This window comes from Novosphingobium rosa NBRC 15208 (genome assembly GCF_001598555.1).
In the GTDB taxonomy this organism is placed as follows: domain Bacteria; phylum Pseudomonadota; class Alphaproteobacteria; order Sphingomonadales; family Sphingomonadaceae; genus Novosphingobium; species Novosphingobium rosa.
Window position 1 is genome coordinate 81469 of record NZ_BCZE01000024.1, and the last position, 15261, is coordinate 96729.

The following is a 15261-nucleotide window of genomic DNA, read 5'->3' on the forward strand; positions in this document are numbered from 1 at the left end:
AACAAGGGATTCCGTAATTTCAGGGGGTGGTAGAGCGTCTTGACGAAGAGAAAGAAAAACGACTGAAGGCGTCTGCCATTTTTGATTTGAGATGACTGCGGTGATCGCGAAATGGCATGGCGGTTATATGGATCGAGTTGGTTCACTCGTCCCCTCGACCTATGCGCGCACTTTATAGGTCATCAGGAAATCTCGTTTGCCGCGCACGCTCCAATGCCTACCAATAAGGTAGATTTTTAGGCTGGAGATGGCCCTGTGACCGGATTTGAGAAAGCCCCGACGCGCGATCAGGCGGCAGGCGCCTGGTCGCGCCGTGCGCTGCTGGGCGGCGCGGCGGCCCTGACGGGCGCGGCACTGGCGGGGTGCCATCACGGTGCATCCACGTCTCAGGCCTTGCGCGTTGCCCTGACCGGCAAGGGGGAACTGGATGTGCGCCTGCTGCTGCAGCATTCCGGCATCAAGCCCGATTTTCCCATCAGCTTTTCCTATTTTGAATCCGGCCATCTGATCGTTGAGGCGCTCAACGCTGGCGGGCTCGATTTCGGCGGGATGAGTGAAATTCCGCCCTCTTTCGCGGCGGCGGGGCCGGCCCAGAATTTCCGCCAGATCGGCGTGCTGCACGGCGATGTGAACAATCAGGTGGTGCTGGTGCCCAAGGGCTCGCCGATCCAGTCGCTGTCCGAGCTGAAGGGCAAGCGTGTGGGCTATGTGCGGGCGACCACCGCGCAATATTTCCTGATCCGCATGCTGCAATCGGTGGGGCTGGGCTGGGGCGATATTCAGCCTGTGGCCATGACGGTTGCCGACGCGGCGCAGGCCTTTGACCGTGGCTCGCTCGATGCCTGGGCGATCTACGGATTTCCGATCCAGCGGGCCATTGCCACGCAGGGCGCGCGGGTGCTGACCACGGCCAAGGGCTTTCTCTCCGGCAACTACGCCGTGGCCGCGCATAAGGATGCCATTGCCGATCCGGTCCGCCGTGACTGGATCGCGCGCTTCCTCAAGCTGCAGGTGCAGACCTTGGCCTGGGCCAAGGCAAATCAGGACGCATGGGCGCAGGTGGTCGCCAGGGAAATTGGTGTTCCGGTCGACTATGTGCTGGCCCAGTTCCATCAGCGGAGCGATTTTTACACGCTGCAACCCGTCACTGCGGCCGCCATCGCTTCGGAACAGGCGGTCGCCGATGTCTTCGCCGCGCAGAAGCTGCTGCCGCATCGCGCCGATGTTCGCCCGCTCTGGGACGACAGTTTCAATCCCGTCATCAACGACGTCAACGCCGGAAAGGCATGATTCATGGCCACGCTCGCCACAGCGACCCGCCCCGCGCACACCGAGTTGCAACCCGACCTTTCGGACGCCAATCTGGCCCGCATCACCGCGCTTCTCGCCGCCACCGCGCAGGAGCATGATCGCGCGGGCACGTTCCCACGCGCGAATTTCGACCTGCTCGCGCGCGAGGGGCTGATCGGCCTCACCGTCGATCCGTCGCATGGCGGCGCGGGGGCGGGCTTTGTCGATGCGCTGCGCGTGCTGGGCGCGGTGGCGAAGGGCGAACCTTCCACCGCGCTGATCCTGTTCATGACCTATGCCTTTCACGCTGCGCCTGAAAAGACCACCCGTTGGCCAGCGGATGTTTACGCCAGGCTGGCCGGGGATGCGGTGGCGGGACGCGGCCTGATCGGCACCTTCCGCGTCGAGCCGGAACTTGGCACCCCGGTGCGCGGCGGCCTGCCCAAGACCATCGCGCGCCGCACCGCCGAGGGCTGGGCCATCACCGGCGAAAAGATCTATTCGACCGGATCGACCGGTCTTGACTGGTTCGCCGTCTGGGCCCGGACCGAGGGCGAGAACCCGCAGGTCGGCCTGTTTCTTGTCGCGCCCGACAGTCCCGGCATCGCCATCGTCGAGGAGTGGGACCATCTGGGCATGCGGGCCACGGTCAGCCACAAGGTGGTCTTCACCGACACGCCGACGCCCGCCGCATGGGCGGTTGACCTGCGCGCGCCGGCCGATTGGGCGCCAGCACCGGGCGAGCCCAACACGCAGATCCTGTGGAACGCGCTGGCCATCGGCACCATCTATGACGGCGTGGCCCGCGCGGCGCGTGACTGGCTGGCGACCTATCTCAACGAACGTGCGCCGGCCAATCTGGGGGCTTCGCTGGCCACCCTGCCGCGCGTGCAGGAGAAATTCGGTGAGATCGAGGCGCTTCTCCACACCAACCAGGTGCTGATCGGGAATGCGGCCCGCGCCGCCGATGACGGCCGCGTGCCGTCCTCGGTGGAGGCCAATCTGATCAAGCATACCGCCAATGCCAATGCCATCCGCGCGGTTGAAATCGCTCTGGAGTTGACCGGTAATCCCGGGATCAGCCGGCGCAATCCGCTCGAACGGCATTACCGCGATGTGCTGTGCAGCCGCATCCATTCCCCTCAGGCCGATACGGTGCTGGTGGCAGCCGGTCGCGCCGCGCTGGCACAGGCGGGGGCCGCATCATGAGCCTGATCGTTGCCAGCCAGATGGATGCGGACATCAATCAGGCCCTGTCCGGCCTGCCGCTGCGCCCGCAGGTGATCCCGGCCCCCGGCGCAGAGCCATGGCGTGCGGCAGAGGCTGCCGATGTGCTGATCATCCGCCCCTCGCCGGAATGGATCGCCTCGCGCAGGCAGGGGATCGCGCGGCCCGCCGGATGGCCGGGGCGGCTGCGCTGGGTGTTTTCCGCCTCGGCGGGGATCGATTTCTATCCCGAATGGCTGCTGGATGCGCCGCTGGTCAGCTGCGGGCGGGGCACGGCCTCCGAAGAGATCGCCGATTATGTGATCGCCGCGATCTACCGTCAGGCCAAGGATCTGGACGCCGCGCGGGTCAGGAGCGCCTCGGAATGGCGGCAGATTCCGTTGGGGCAGGTGGCCGGGTCCACGGTCGGGCTGGTCGGGCTGGGCGCGATCGGTCAGGCGGTGGCGCGGCGTGCGGTGGCTCTGGGCGCGCGCGTGGTCGCGGCCAGACGCAGTGGGGGCGGTGAGGCCATCGCCGGCGTGGAGGTGCTGGCCAGCGTGGACGCCGTGGTGGAACGCGCCGATCACATCGTGATCGCCGTGCCTGCTACGACGCAGACGCTGCAGCTCTTCAACGCCCGGCTGCTGGCCAGGGCGCGGCCTGGCGCGCATCTTGTCAATGTGGCGCGGGGGTCCGTGGTGGATCAGGAGGCCTTGCTGGGGGCGCTGGATACGAGTCGATTGGGCTTTGCCACGCTGGATGTGACCGACCCCGAGCCCTTGCCCGAAGGCCATCGGCTCTACACGCATCCCAGGGTGCGGATAACGCCGCATATCTCGTCCAATTACACCCATGCTCGCGCACGTCTGCTGGAAAAGCTGGTTGACAACATCGACCGTTTTGCGCGGGGACAGAAACCGCACGATCTGGTGGATGTTGAAAGAGGGTATTGATGAGTCAGGCGGCGGAGGGCCGCCGCCTGTTGTTGCTTCAGGCCACTTCGGGCAGGTGGGCGAGAATATCTTCCGCCTCGGGGCGGTCCAGCCAGTCGGGGCTGACTATCAGATGCCGCAATGTGCCATCCGCATTCAGGATGACGGCGGCGGGCTGCACCATCTCATAGCTGTTCGTGCCCAGCGTGGCACCGATCCAGTCCTGCCCGGGCTCGACAGGCGGTTGCGCCTCGGGAAAGAAGGTGATGCCAAGGCGCTGTGCCAGCGCATAATCCGGGTCGCTCGCCAGAGGGAAGGTCAGATTACCGCGCAGCGCGATGCCGGTGTCCACCGGCGTCTGGGCGCTGATGGCCAGCAGCGGGATGCCCGCTGCCTTCAGGCTTGGCCATAGCGCTTCCTGGTAATAGGGCAGGGCGATGTTGCAGGCGGGGCAGGTGCCGAAGCGATAGAACAGCAGAACCGCCGGTCCGTTCGGCGCAAGATCGTTCTGCGTGATGGCGGCGCCATCCGCGCCGATCAGCGTGAACGGGGCGATGGGTGCGCCGGGGAGCGGATGGTTTTGCGCATCATGCGCATCCAACAGCAGCTTGCGCTGATGAGCGTTGGCGGAGAGCTGAGCCGGTGGCCAGTTGGCCTCCCGTTCCGCCTGAAGCGCGGCAAAGCGCGCGGACAGCGGCGTCGCTACGGGGAGATCCGTGAGGGGATGGGGTGATGAGGAGGCGGTTGCGGTCATGCCGGGGCCCTTCTTGCGTTGGATACCGCAAGATTAGCGCTGGCTGACAGGGCTTGCCCAATGAGAAGGAGGGCTCAAACCTTGAGAATCGGTTATATGCCCACGCTCCGGTTTTGCCCGGTCAGAGAGCGCCAACCGTATCGCGAACCAGATTGGCCAGATGTCCGGTCGGCCCGTCCAGCGTCGGGGCGGTGCGCAGGATGCAGGAGACATCAGGAAGTCCGGGCAGGTCGGGGGTGACCAGTGGTTCCTCTGCTGAGAACAGGCGCGTGCGGCAGGTCACGCCAAGGCCCGCCTCCACCGCCGCGCGCAAGGTCGTCAGATTGGGGGTTTCGACGGTGATGCGATAGGGGCGCCCCGCATCGTCCAGAGCGCGGATCGCGGCATCGCGAAAGCGGCAGGGCGCTTCGAGCACGGCCAGACGGACTTCACCGGCGCTGGCCGTGTCGCTCTTGCCATACCAGCCCATGGGGGCGCGGGTGACGGCATGGGCATCATGGCCCCCGGCGAAACCGAGCACGATATCGAGTTGGCCTCTGTCCAGCAGGTCGATCAGTTCGGCGGTCCCCGCGACGCGGGAGTAGATATGTGCATCGGGATGCAACTGAGCGAATTGGGCCAGCAGGCCCGAGAGCAGGGTTTCGGCAAAATCCTGAACCATGCCGATGCGGGCGGGCCCGGCAAAATGACCGACCGTCACCGCATTGACCGCCTCATCATGCAATTGCAGCACGCGGCGCGCATAGCCCAGCATCAGATCGCCGCTGGCCGTCAGGGAGAGGCGGCGCCCGTCGCGGTTGAACAGCGGCAGTTGCAGCAGTTCCTCCAGCCGCTTGATTTGCAGGCTGAGCGCGGACTGGGTGACGAAGACCTTGTCGGCGGCACTGAGCATCGAGCCGGTATCGACGATGGCCACGAAGCTGCGCAGCAGGTTGGTCGGCAGATTGACGGGCATGATTTTCTCGATGATGGGAGGGGTTCTCGCCAGGCTTATGAGCGATCCTTTTATTCCTACCAAAAAAATAGAGATTGTGTGAGGGGAAGTATTTCTTCCTCTGTTCGGTAGCGCGGGACAGGAGCGCGAAACACAAGGCCGGACGAGTGTTTTCGTCGCCATCTATAAGCATCCCGCATAAGTGGGCATTAAAACTCAATTGATAATGTAGAGTTTGAGGCGTTCTCTCGTCGGCACATCGGCCACAGGAAAGCGAAGCCATGCCCCAGAACCGTTCCTTCCAGCACCGGATCGGCGCCACGCGTTGGCTGTCCCCCGTGGTTCTGCTGGCTGTATGGGAAGCCGCCTCGCGGCTCGGCGTGATCCCGGAAAGGACGCTGGCCGCGCCTTCCTCGGTGATCAAGTCGCTGGTGCAGATGATCACGTCGGGAGAATTGGCGGAGAACCTTGTGGTCTCCTTCTGGCGCGTGGCGTTGGGGTTGACGATCGGGGTCAGCATCGGCGTGGTGCTGGCCCTGGTAGCAGGTCTGTCCCGGCGCGGGGAATATGCCATCGACCCGATCATCCAGATCAAGCGCACCATTCCCGCCCTGGCGCTCACCCCGCTGTTCATCGTGTGGTTCGGCATTGGTGAAACACCCAAGGTGGCGCTGATCGCCTTTGCCTCGATCTTTCCGGTCTATCTCAACCTCTATGGCGGCATTCGCGGCGTGGATGTGCGGCTGGTGGAAAGCGCGCGCAGCTTCGGCCTCTCGCGTCTGGAGCAGATCTGGCATGTGATCCTGCCCGGGGCCTTGCCCTCGCTGCTGGTGGGGCTGCGCTATTCGCTGTCCATCGCCATTCTGATGCTGGTGGTGGCTGAGCAGGTAAACGCTTCGGCAGGGTTGGGTTATCTGGTCAACAATGCCCGGGATTTCATGCGCACCGACATCATCGTCGTCTGCCTGCTGGTCTATGCGGCGTTGGGATTGGGGGCCGATGCGCTGGTGCGCGCCATCGAGGACCGCGCTCTGGCCTGGCGCCCCAAATTGATCGCCGAAGCCTGATCCTTCTTCCCATTTTCGCCCGGAGACCTGGACCATGGACGCTCGCCTCTCTTATTTCGCCTTTCCTGACCAGACACCGGTTCCGGCAGAGCCTGCGCCATCGGTCGTGCGCCTGCGGCAATTCCATCGTCGCTTTGCCGAGAACATCGTGATCGACGGGCTCGACCTCGATATTGCCGAGGGAGAGTTTGTCGCGCTGCTCGGGCGCTCCGGTTCGGGCAAGACCACGCTGCTGCGCACGCTGGCGGGCCTCGATCCGGCGCCGGAGCAGGATGTGCAGGTGCCATCCTCGCGCGCGGTGGTGTTTCAGGATGCGCGGCTGCTGCCGTGGAAGCGGGTATGGCGCAATGTCGCCCTGGGCCTGAAGGGCGCCGAACGGCGTGAGCGCGCCGAGGCGGCCTTGCGCGAGGTGGAACTGGGGCACCGGCTGGAAGCCTGGCCGCTGACGCTCTCGGGCGGTGAGGCGCAGCGCGTGGCACTGGCCCGCGCGCTGGTCCGTGAGCCCAAGCTGCTGCTGCTCGACGAGCCATTTTCCGCGCTGGATGCGCTGACGCGTCTGCGCATGCACCAGTTGGTGCTGGACTTGTGGCAAAGGCACAAGCCCGCCGTGCTGATGGTGACCCATGACGTTGACGAGGCCATTGCCCTGGCCGATCGCGTGCTGGTCCTCGACAAGGGGCGCATTGTGGCCGAGGAGCGGATCACCACGCCGCGCGGCGCCCGTGGGGATCTGGCGCATGGGTTGCGTTCCCGTCTGCTCTCCGTCCTGGGGGGCGATCAGGGCGCGCTGACCAGCGTGCCCCCCAGCATCCCAAGCGTGGTGCCCTTCCGCGCCGAGCTGGCCCTGTGAGCACAGTGCTGGCGCCCGCGCCGCGCGCGCAGGAGGATTTCGCCCCCTTGCGCGATCTCGTCACCGGCCTTGGCGTTCTGGTCGAACAGTTCGAGGCTGGGGATGAGGCAATCCTGCCTGCCGTCCGCCCGCTGCTGGCGCGGTTGATCGCACGTGACGGCTGGCTGCCCGCCGAATTCGCGCGCCCCCATCCCGATCATTATCAGCAATATCTGCTCCATTGCGACAGCGCTGAGCGCTTCAGCATCGTCTCCTTCGTCTGGGGGCCGGGGCAGGGCACGCCGATTCACGATCACCGCGTCTGGGGTCTGGTTGGCGTGCTGCGCGGTCAGGAACGCTCCGAGCATTTCGCGCGGCGGCCTGATGGCAGCCTGCACGCCACCGGCACCAGCCTGCTGGAACGCGGCGATATCGAGCTGCTGTCCCCCACACAGGGCGACATCCATCGCGTCAGCAACGGGCTGGCCGATGCGCCCTCGATCTCCATCCATATCTATGGCGGCAACATCGGGGCGGTGGCGCGCGCCACCTATGACCTGGCTGGCCGCGAAAAGCGCTTCATCTCGGGCTACGCCAATGCCCGCCTCCCCAATCTCTGGAAAAGGTCCGAAAGTCTATGATGATTCAGGCGATGAGTGTTCAGGAAATTCGCCCTCAGGATGTTCGTCAATCGCTGCTAGCCCGCGAGGAAATCGCGCTGATCGACCTGCGCGAGGAAGCCGAGTTCGCGCTGGGCCACCCGCTGTTCGCCGCGCAGATCCCACTCCGCCGGATCGAGGCCGAAGCTGCCTGGCGCCTGCCGCGCAAGGATGCGCAGGTGGTCGTGTACGACAACGGGGATGACCTGGTCGCCCCTGCTCTGGACCAGTTGCGCGCGCTTGGTTTTACCCGCGCCGTGGCTCTGGCCGGTGGGCTTCAGGGCTGGCGCGAGGCCGGCTACGAGCTGTTCGAGGATGTGAACAGCTATTCCAAGGCTTTTGGCGAACTGGTCGAGCACCGCCGCCATACGCCCAGCCTGCCCGCTCCCGATGTGCAGGCGCTGATCGACGAGAAGGCCGACATTGCCATTCTCGACGCGCGCCGCTTCGACGAATATGCCACGATGAGCATTCCCGGCGGTGTCTCCACCCCCGGTGCCGAACTGGTGCTGCGCGCCCGCGCCGTGGCGCCCGATCCCGACACCACCATCATCGTCAATTGCGCGGGACGGACGCGCTCGATCATCGGCACCCAGTCGCTGATCAACGCCGGGCTGCCCAACCGCATCTATGCGCTGCGCAACGGCACCATCGGCTGGACCCTGGCCGGCCAGGATCTGGAAACCGGCCAGCAGCGCCGCGCCCCCGCTCCGGAAGGCACGCTGGCCGACGAGGCACGCACCAAGGCGCGCGAGGTTGCCTATCGCGCCGGGGTCAAACGCCTCACGCTGACCGAACTCGACCATTTGCGCGCCGACACCACCCGCACGCTCTACCAATATGACGTGCGCCTGCCCGAGGATTACGAGGCTGGTCACCTTCCCGGCTTCCGCAATGCGCAGGGCGGGCAGCTGGTGCAGGAAACCGACCATTTCGCGCCTGTGCGCGGCGCGCGCATCGTGCTGGTCGATACGCTTGGCCCCCGCGCCGACATGAGCGCGAGCTGGCTCGCCCAGCTGGGCTGGGAGGTCTATGTCCTCGACGCCGATGCAGCCAGCGGCGAACTGGCCATCGGCCCTGACGGCGCTCCCGCTCCGCGTGGCCCGGAGGGCCGCTACAAGCGCCCCTATGAGGGCACCGACAACAAACAGGCCGCGATGCAGGCCTATCTCGACTGGGAATATGGCCTTGTCGCGCAACTGGAGCGCGATGGCACCCACGGCTTCTTCGTCATCTGAAAAGGACCTTCGTCATGTCCGTCAAATTCATCGGCTATATCGGCTTCAACAACAGCTCGGAAATCCATGCCGCCAACCGTGATCGCGTGCTCGACGTTGCCTATGTCGAAGCAGCGGCGCGCGCTCAGGAGGAGGGCGATTTCGACCGCGTGCTGATCCCCTTCGGCTCCTCCAGCCCAGAAAGCCAGATCGTGGCGGCTCATGCCGCAGCCATCACAAAGCGGCTGGGTTTTCTGGTGGCGCATCGCCCCGGCTTCACGCAGCCCACGCTGGCGGCGCGGCAGCTGGCCACGCTCGACCAACTTTCGGGCGGGCGCGTGGCGGTGCATATCATCACCGGCGGCGCTGACGAGGAAATGGCCCGCGACGGTGACACGCAGACCACCAAGGCGCGGCGCTATGCCCGCACGGACGAATATCTTGAGATCCTGAGGCAGGAATGGACCGCGCTGCGTCCCTTCGATCACAAGGGCGCTTTCTATGAGGTCCGTCAGGGCTTTGCTTCGATCAAGCCGGACAATCTGCCGGTCTTCTTCGGTGGTTCCTCGGCAGAGGCGATCCCTGTCGCCGGGCGCCATGCCGATGTCTATGCGCTGTGGGGCGAAACGCTCGAGCAGGTGAGCGAAAGCGTGCGCACGGTGCGCCATGCCGCCGCGCATTATGGCCGCAACCCGGGCTTTTCCCTCTCGCTGCGCCCCGTGGTGGCCGACACCGAGGAAGCCGCCTGGAAACGCGCCCGCGAGCTGGAGGAGCAGGTGCGCGCCAACCGCGAGGCGGCGGGGCTGCCGACCAGCGGCCACCGCCCGCCCAATGAAGGCTCGCTGCGCCTGTTGCAGACCGCCAGCGCCAACAAGCGCGACGCCCGCCTGTGGACCGGCATCGCCGCGCTGACCGGCGCTCAGGGCAATTCCACCGGCCTTGTTGGCACGCCCGAGCAGATTGCCGACGCGCTGCTCGATTACTATCGCATCGGCATCGACCATTTCCTGATCCGTGGCTTCGATCCGCTGGCCGATGCGATCACCTATGGGCGCGACCTGATCCCCGTGGTGCGCCGCCGTATCGCAGAATTCGAAGCGCAAGGCACCAAAGCGCCCGCGCTCGCCAGCTAGGGCGTTTGCTGCCGCATCCTTGTCGCGAAAAACCGGATCCCACCTTTTCGCGCGATGCTCTTGAGGAGAACCATCATGGCCACCGTTCTGGAACGCGAAGCCGAGACCCGCCCCGACACCATCAGCCCGGCCGAATGGCAGGTGCGCAAGGATCTGGCGGCCTTCTATCGTATTGCCGCCCTCCATCATTTCGATGATTTCCTCTACACCCATATTTCGGCCCGGGTGCCGGGGCCTGAACATCATTTCCTGATCAACCCCTTTGGCCTGACCTTCGACGAGATCACCGCGAGCAGCCTGGTCAAGGTCGATCTGGACGGGACGATCATCGGGCCGAGCGACTATGGCATCAACTATGCCGGCTATGTCATCCATTCCGCGATCCATGCCGCGCGTGAGGATGCTCAGTTCATCGCCCATTTCCACACGCCCCATGGTGTTGGTGTCTCGGCTCATGCCGAGGGATTGCTGCCGCTGACGCAAAGCGCGCTCTATCTGATCCCGCGTCTGGCCTATCACGACTATGAAGGGGTGGCGCTGCATCTCGACGAGCGCGAAAGGCTGCGCGACGATCTGGGCGACCGCAAGATCATGCTGCTGCGCAACCATGGCACGCTGGCGCTGGGCCGCGCCCCGGGCGAGGCCTGGGCGGGGATCTATGGGCTGGAAAAGGCCTGCTCGGCGCAGGTGGCGGCCTTGTCGGTCGGGCGCGATCATGTGCTGATCGCGCCCGAGGAGGCGCAGGAGGAAGCCCGGCGCCAGGTGGCCGGGGAAAGCACCGCAGGCGTTCACCGCGACAAGCGCAAACCGCATGACCAGCTGGCCTGGGAAGCGGTGCTGCGCAAGGTGGGGCGCCTGTCCCCCGGCTACGATCTCTGATCCGCGCCGCAGGTATCGGGAACAGGGCGCGCCTGCCTGGCGCGCCCTTTTTCGTGAAGGGGCCTTGCCGGGCTTGAGAACTTCGCCGGGCTTGAGAACTTCTCAGCCTGCTATCAGCCCTTCCAATTGGTGGTGCGCAAGCGGGCAGGGTAACATCGGCCAAAGCTCTGGAAGGATGGACATATGGCGCAGCGGCAGTTGAAACTCGGCTTTATTCTGCATGGCGTGGGGCCGGGCTGGGATGACTGGCGCCACCCGCAGGCGCAGGTCGATGCCTCGACCAGCCTGCCCTTCTATATCGCCCAGGCGCAGGCGGCCGAGCGCGGCAAGCTTGACTATCTTTTCGTCGCCGACAGTGTGTCGATTAATGCGCGTTCCTCGCCGCATTACCTCAACCGCTTTGAGCCTTTCACCATCCTCTCGGCGCTGGCTTCGGTGACCAGCCATATCGGTCTGGTCGCCACGGCCACCGTCACTTACACCGAAGCCTTCAATCTGGCCCGGCAATTCGCCAGCCTCGACCATATCAGCGGCGGGCGCGCCGGATGGAATGTCGTGACCAGCTGGCTGGCGGGCAGCGCCGCCAATTACGGACGCGACCGCCATCTCGACCATGGCGAACGCTATGCGTTGGCGCAGGAATATCTGGATGTGGTCAAGGGCCTGTGGGACAGCTGGGAGGATGACGCGCTGGTGCGCGACAAGGCGAGCGGCCAGTTCCTCGATCCCGAAAAGCTGCATGAGCTGAACCACAAGGGGCGCTTTCTGTCGGTGAAGGGGCCGCTCAACATCGCGCGCAGCCGTCAGGGGCAGCCGGTGATCTTTCAGGCAGGATCTTCCGAAGACGGGCGCGATTTCGCCGCGCGCCATGCCGAGGCGATCTTCACCCATCAGGAGGATCTGGCCGAGGCTCAGGCCTTTTATGCCGATGTGAAGGCGCGGGCGCGTGGCTTCGGTCGCGATCCCGACCAGCTTGCCATCCTGCCCGGCGCGCGGCCCCTGATCGGATCGACGCAGGAGGAGGCCGAGCGGCTGCATGGCGAGCTGGCCGGGCTGGTGACGCTTGAAAATGCGCTGCGCGCGCTGGGCCGATCGTTCAACGATCACAATTTCAGCGTCTACGATCCCGATGGCGCCTTCCCGCTGGAGGTGGCTGAGGAGGGCCGCAAGTCGAACCAGAGTGCCTCCGAGCGCATTCTGGGCTGGGCGGCTCAGGGCCTGACGCTGCGCGAGATCGCGTTCAAGGTGGCCACGCCGCGCAGCCACTTCACCGGCACGCCCGAACAGATCGCCGATCGCTTCCAGCTCTGGCTCGACAATCGCGGAGCCGATGGCTTCAACCTGTTCGAATCCCTGCCCGGCCAACTTGAGGTCCTTGTCGATCAGGTCGTGCCGATCCTGCAACAGCGCGGCATCTTCAAGAGCGATTACCCCGGCACCACCTTCCGCGAAACGCTGGGGCTCGATGTGCCGGAAAACCGTTACACCGCCGCGCGCCGTCAACGCGATGCTGCCTGAGCGGATGCACCGGCGCGGTGTTCTCGCGCTGGCCGCCGCGCTGGGGGCAGGGGCTCTGGCAGGATGCCATGGACCTGCCGACAGGCTGCGGGTGGGCAGCCAGAAAGGCGGCACCAAGGCGCTGATGCTGGCCTCGGACGCTTTGGCGGGGGCGCCCTATGCCGTGGAATGGTCCGAATTTCCCGCCGCGCAAAATCTGCTGGAAGCCATTTCCTCGGGCGCGGTCGATGTTGGCCTGGTTGGCGATGGGCCTTTCGCCTTTGCCTGGCAGGCGGGCCAGCCCATCCTTGCCGTGGCGGCGCGCCGGGTGGTCGATCGCCCGAAAGAGACGCTGGCCATTCTGGTGCCGGGCGCATCGCCGGCACGCACGCTGGCCGATCTGGCCGGGCGCAGACTGGCCACCACGCGCGGCAGCATTGGCCATTATCTGGCGCTGCGCGCGCTCCATCAGGCCGGGCTGAGCGCGGATGCGGTGCATTTCGTCTTCCTCTCCCCAAGCGATGCGGCGGCGGCCTTGCGCAGCGGCGCGGTTGCCGCATGGGCGACATGGACGCCCTACACCGTGCTCGCTTTGGCCGATGGCGCGCGGGTGCTGGTCGATGGGCATGATCTGATGGTGACGACCGGCTTCGATGTCGCCAACCGTCAGGCCGTGGCGGACAAGCGCGCGACGCTCACCGATTTCCTGCAACGCGAGAGCCGGGCGCAGCAATGGGCACTCTCGCACCGGGAGGCCTACGCACAAGTTCTGGCGCGCGAAACCGGCATGCCGCTGGCGATCACGCGGGTTGTGGCGGAAAGGAATGCGTTTCAGGCCGCACCGCTCGATAAGGCGCTGATCGCAGCCCAGCAACAGGTGGTGGACACTTACGCCTGGGGCAAGGCGCTGGTGCCGCACCGCACCGTGGCCGAAGCGTTTCAACCCTTGATCTGACGCCGCGCGGCGATCTCTACCCCTTCGTTGAGCAGGGGCCCGAGCAGCCGGTAATCATCAAGCTGCCCGGCATCGAGCGGGGCCGCCCAGCCATGATCGGCGGCGATGAGGCTGGCGTGCAGGCTGTGATCGGGGGCCGGGGACTGTCGCGCAAACTGGTCATGCCCCACATGGATCGCGCCGGTGGGGCAATAGAGTTCGCACAGATAGCAGGTCTGACAGGCATCGGGCCGGGCGATCAGCGGGGTCTTGCCTCCCTCATCGAAAACCAGCGTCGGGCAGACCTCCACGCAGCGGTTGCAGCTGGTGCAAAGATCCTCGCGAATGACTTCGATCATGCCGCATCCTCCAGCAGCACATCGGGGCGCAGGCGCACCGTGTCGAGCCCGCCCACGATCAGCCGGTGGCCGCGCGAGGGGGCGAGGTCAGGCGCATCGATCCGTACATGCACACCGCGCGTTTCGTCGCGGGCCAGCGCGGCAGCGGTGCACCAGCGCGCCGTGGCGGCCATGGCGGCCAGTTCGCGCAGGGGCAGGGCGGCGGCGCCTGTGGCCTGACCATGCGCGGCAATGAAATCCCAATGGCAGCCGAGCGTATCGAGCGAGGCGCTCAGCGAGGCGCGGCGGCGAAACAGGGCGCGGTCGTAATGGTGCATATGGCTTTCGATGCTGGCGGCAAGGCCACGCTGGTCCAGAGCGCGGGCTTCCGCGGTTGGGTGCAAACCCGCGCGGCCAAGGCCCGTCAGCGCGCTATCCGGGCGGATGGGGCGCGCCTCTCTGGCGGCGGCTTCCCCGGCGATGCGTCCGGACGACAGGGCCCAGGCTGAATTGACCGCGCCGCCGCCGCTGGCAGCCCCGGCCACCAGCTCGCGCGTGGCGGCATCGCCCGCCGCAAAGAGCCCGGCGACGCTGGTGCGGCACTCCTGGTCGAGGATCCGCAGGCCGCCTGTGCCGCGAATGGTGCCCTCACCGAACAGGCGGACGGGAAAGCGCTGGCGGAACGGGTCGATCCCGGCGCGGGCGAAACTGGCGGTGGTCAGCGGCTGGATGCGGTGCAGGATCGGAGGCAGGGCGGCGGGCGCTTCGGAGAGGTCGGCATAGACGGGGCCTGCCAGCATGGCCCGGCCCAGCGCCTGATGATGGGCATGGCCGGCACGTGGCGAGGGCACGTCGATTTCATGGCCCGCCTCGTCGAAGAAACGCGCTGCCGTAAAGGGCAGGGTGCGGGTGGAGGCCCAGGCGGGGGAGAGGGAAAAGGCGATGGAGAATTCCATGCCTGACAGCTCGGCCCCGGCCTCGGCGCCCATCAGATAGCCATCGCCGGTGTTGAGCGCGCTGCCGATCAGCCCCGAGCGGAAGGCGCAGCCGCCGGTCGCCAGAATGGTGGCACCCGCGCGGATGTCCCATGGCGCATCGTGGCGCAGGGCATGGCCGCGCGCGCCTGAAACCCGCGCCTCCCGGTCGGCCAGCAATTCGAGCGCGGGGTGATGGTCGAGAATGGTCACCCCGCGCGCCAGCGCGAAGCTGCGCAGGGCGCGCATATATTCCGGCCCGCGCACGCCCGAATGATAGATCCCGCCAGCGCCGTCCGACCCGAAGGGATACCATGGCGCCAGCGTGGGTAAATGGCGGAAGGTCAGCGCCAGAATTTGCTCCATCCATGCCTCATCGGCCAGACCCTGCGCCTTGGAGGACTGGCGGGCGATGGCCTGAGCGCGCAGCGCCGGGTCTTCGGGCACCCACCAGTGGTTGGGGCCGCCCGTGGCGGTGACGCCGCTGGTGCCGCAATAGCCCTTATCGACCATCGCCACATGGGCGCCTGCCTCGGCGGCGGCGATGGCGGCCCAAGCCGCCGCCATGCCGCCGCCGATCACCAGCACGTCGCAAGCGAGGCGGATCGGTTCGCCCAT

The 15261-nt window shown here is 66.1% G+C and carries 15 protein-coding genes; 11 read left to right on the forward strand and 4 right to left on the reverse strand.

Features of this window, described 5'->3' with window-relative positions; all coding sequences use genetic code 11:
* Positions 1–255 precede the first annotated feature (255 nt).
* Genes SR3_RS09960 through SR3_RS09970 form a run of 3 tightly spaced genes read left to right on the forward strand, consistent with a single transcriptional unit; the run spans position 256 to position 3449 of the window.
* Positions 256–1290: an ABC transporter substrate-binding protein gene (locus tag SR3_RS09960; RefSeq protein WP_068084630.1), complete on the forward strand. Its 1035-nt coding sequence runs from the start codon at positions 256–258 to the stop codon at positions 1288–1290.
* A gap of 3 nt (positions 1291–1293) precedes the next feature.
* The gene (locus tag SR3_RS09965; RefSeq protein WP_068084635.1) at positions 1294–2499 is read left to right on the forward strand and encodes an acyl-CoA dehydrogenase family protein; all 1206 of its coding nucleotides are present in this window, start codon (positions 1294–1296) and stop codon (positions 2497–2499) included.
* On the forward strand, positions 2496–3449 hold the full coding sequence (locus SR3_RS09970; RefSeq protein WP_068084645.1) for an NAD(P)-dependent oxidoreductase: 954 nt from the start codon (positions 2496–2498) through the stop codon (positions 3447–3449). Before SR3_RS09965 ends, SR3_RS09970 begins: the two co-directional genes overlap by 4 nt.
* Positions 3450–3486: 37 nt before the next feature.
* On the opposite strand, the gene SR3_RS09975 is transcribed toward SR3_RS09970, so the two are convergent.
* Entirely contained in the window at positions 3487–4182 is a 696-nt protein-coding gene (locus SR3_RS09975) for a peroxiredoxin-like family protein (protein WP_068084648.1), read from the reverse strand.
* A 121-nt stretch (positions 4183–4303) separates the two neighbouring features.
* Positions 4304–5137 (reverse strand): LysR substrate-binding domain-containing protein, encoded by an 834-nt coding sequence (locus SR3_RS09980; protein WP_068084649.1) that lies wholly within the window; start codon positions 5135–5137, stop codon positions 4304–4306.
* Between the two features lie 260 nt (positions 5138–5397).
* On the opposite strand from SR3_RS09980, the gene SR3_RS09985 reads away from it, so the two are divergent.
* The 8 genes from SR3_RS09985 to SR3_RS10020 all read left to right on the forward strand — a co-directional run bounded on the left by SR3_RS09985 (position 5398) and on the right by SR3_RS10020 (position 13352).
* Positions 5398–6183 (forward strand): ABC transporter permease, encoded by a 786-nt coding sequence (locus SR3_RS09985; RefSeq protein WP_068084654.1) that lies wholly within the window; start codon positions 5398–5400, stop codon positions 6181–6183.
* Between the two features lie 34 nt (positions 6184–6217).
* Positions 6218–7033, forward strand: a complete 816-nt coding sequence (locus SR3_RS09990; RefSeq protein WP_084455313.1) for an ABC transporter ATP-binding protein — start codon at positions 6218–6220, stop codon at positions 7031–7033.
* A complete protein-coding gene (locus SR3_RS09995) occupies positions 7030–7653 on the forward strand; it encodes a cysteine dioxygenase family protein (RefSeq protein ID WP_281198716.1) in 624 nt (207 codons plus the stop codon). The genes SR3_RS09990 and SR3_RS09995 overlap by 4 nt, the downstream gene beginning before the upstream one ends.
* An 11-nt stretch (positions 7654–7664) precedes the next feature.
* On the forward strand, positions 7665–8909 hold the full coding sequence (locus tag SR3_RS10000; RefSeq protein ID WP_157098763.1) for a rhodanese-like domain-containing protein: 1245 nt from the start codon (positions 7665–7667) through the stop codon (positions 8907–8909).
* A 14-nt stretch (positions 8910–8923) separates the two neighbouring features.
* Positions 8924–10021, forward strand: coding sequence for an LLM class flavin-dependent oxidoreductase (locus SR3_RS10005; RefSeq protein WP_068084660.1), 1098 nt, complete (start codon positions 8924–8926; stop codon positions 10019–10021).
* Between the two features lie 75 nt (positions 10022–10096).
* The gene (locus tag SR3_RS10010; protein ID WP_068084662.1) at positions 10097–10900 is read left to right on the forward strand and encodes a class II aldolase/adducin family protein; all 804 of its coding nucleotides are present in this window, start codon (positions 10097–10099) and stop codon (positions 10898–10900) included.
* A gap of 183 nt (positions 10901–11083) precedes the next feature.
* Positions 11084–12418 carry an LLM class flavin-dependent oxidoreductase gene (locus SR3_RS10015; protein WP_068084670.1) on the forward strand — a complete coding sequence of 445 codons (1335 nt, stop codon included), beginning with the start codon at positions 11084–11086 and terminating at the stop codon, positions 12416–12418.
* A 4-nt stretch (positions 12419–12422) separates the two neighbouring features.
* Complete coding sequence (locus SR3_RS10020) at positions 12423–13352, forward strand: ABC transporter substrate-binding protein (RefSeq protein WP_068084753.1); 930 nt, start codon at positions 12423–12425, stop codon at positions 13350–13352.
* Here the strand turns inward: SR3_RS10020 and SR3_RS10025 are convergent.
* Together SR3_RS10025 and SR3_RS10030 are read right to left on the reverse strand one after the other, a co-directional pair.
* A complete protein-coding gene (locus SR3_RS10025; protein WP_068084672.1) occupies positions 13337–13690 on the reverse strand; it encodes a 4Fe-4S dicluster domain-containing protein in 354 nt (117 codons plus the stop codon). The genes SR3_RS10020 and SR3_RS10025 overlap by 16 nt on opposite strands.
* Positions 13687–15261, reverse strand: a complete 1575-nt coding sequence (locus SR3_RS10030; protein WP_068084676.1) for an FAD-binding protein — start codon at positions 15259–15261, stop codon at positions 13687–13689. Before SR3_RS10030 ends, SR3_RS10025 begins: the two co-directional genes overlap by 4 nt.

Coding starts and splice junctions, on each gene's coding strand:
- SR3_RS09965 (WP_068084635.1), top strand. CDS start 1,294: ATGGCCACGCTCGCCACAGCGACCCGCCCCGCGCACACCGAGTTGCAA.
- SR3_RS09970 (WP_068084645.1), top strand. CDS start 2,496: ATGAGCCTGATCGTTGCCAGCCAGATGGATGCGGACATCAATCAGGCC.
- SR3_RS09975 (WP_068084648.1), bottom strand. CDS start 4,182: ATGACCGCAACCGCCTCCTCATCACCCCATCCCCTCACGGATCTCCCC.
- SR3_RS09980 (WP_068084649.1), bottom strand. CDS start 5,137: ATGCCCGTCAATCTGCCGACCAACCTGCTGCGCAGCTTCGTGGCCATC.
- SR3_RS09985 (WP_068084654.1), top strand. CDS start 5,398: ATGCCCCAGAACCGTTCCTTCCAGCACCGGATCGGCGCCACGCGTTGG.
- SR3_RS09990 (WP_084455313.1), top strand. CDS start 6,218: ATGGACGCTCGCCTCTCTTATTTCGCCTTTCCTGACCAGACACCGGTT.
- SR3_RS10000 (WP_157098763.1), top strand. CDS start 7,665: ATGAGTGTTCAGGAAATTCGCCCTCAGGATGTTCGTCAATCGCTGCTA.
- SR3_RS10005 (WP_068084660.1), top strand. CDS start 8,924: ATGTCCGTCAAATTCATCGGCTATATCGGCTTCAACAACAGCTCGGAA.
- SR3_RS10010 (WP_068084662.1), top strand. CDS start 10,097: ATGGCCACCGTTCTGGAACGCGAAGCCGAGACCCGCCCCGACACCATC.
- SR3_RS10015 (WP_068084670.1), top strand. CDS start 11,084: ATGGCGCAGCGGCAGTTGAAACTCGGCTTTATTCTGCATGGCGTGGGG.
- SR3_RS10020 (WP_068084753.1), top strand. CDS start 12,423: ATGCACCGGCGCGGTGTTCTCGCGCTGGCCGCCGCGCTGGGGGCAGGG.
- SR3_RS10025 (WP_068084672.1), bottom strand. CDS start 13,690: ATGATCGAAGTCATTCGCGAGGATCTTTGCACCAGCTGCAACCGCTGC.
- SR3_RS10030 (WP_068084676.1), bottom strand. CDS start 15,261: ATGGGCGAACCGATCCGCCTCGCTTGCGACGTGCTGGTGATCGGCGGC.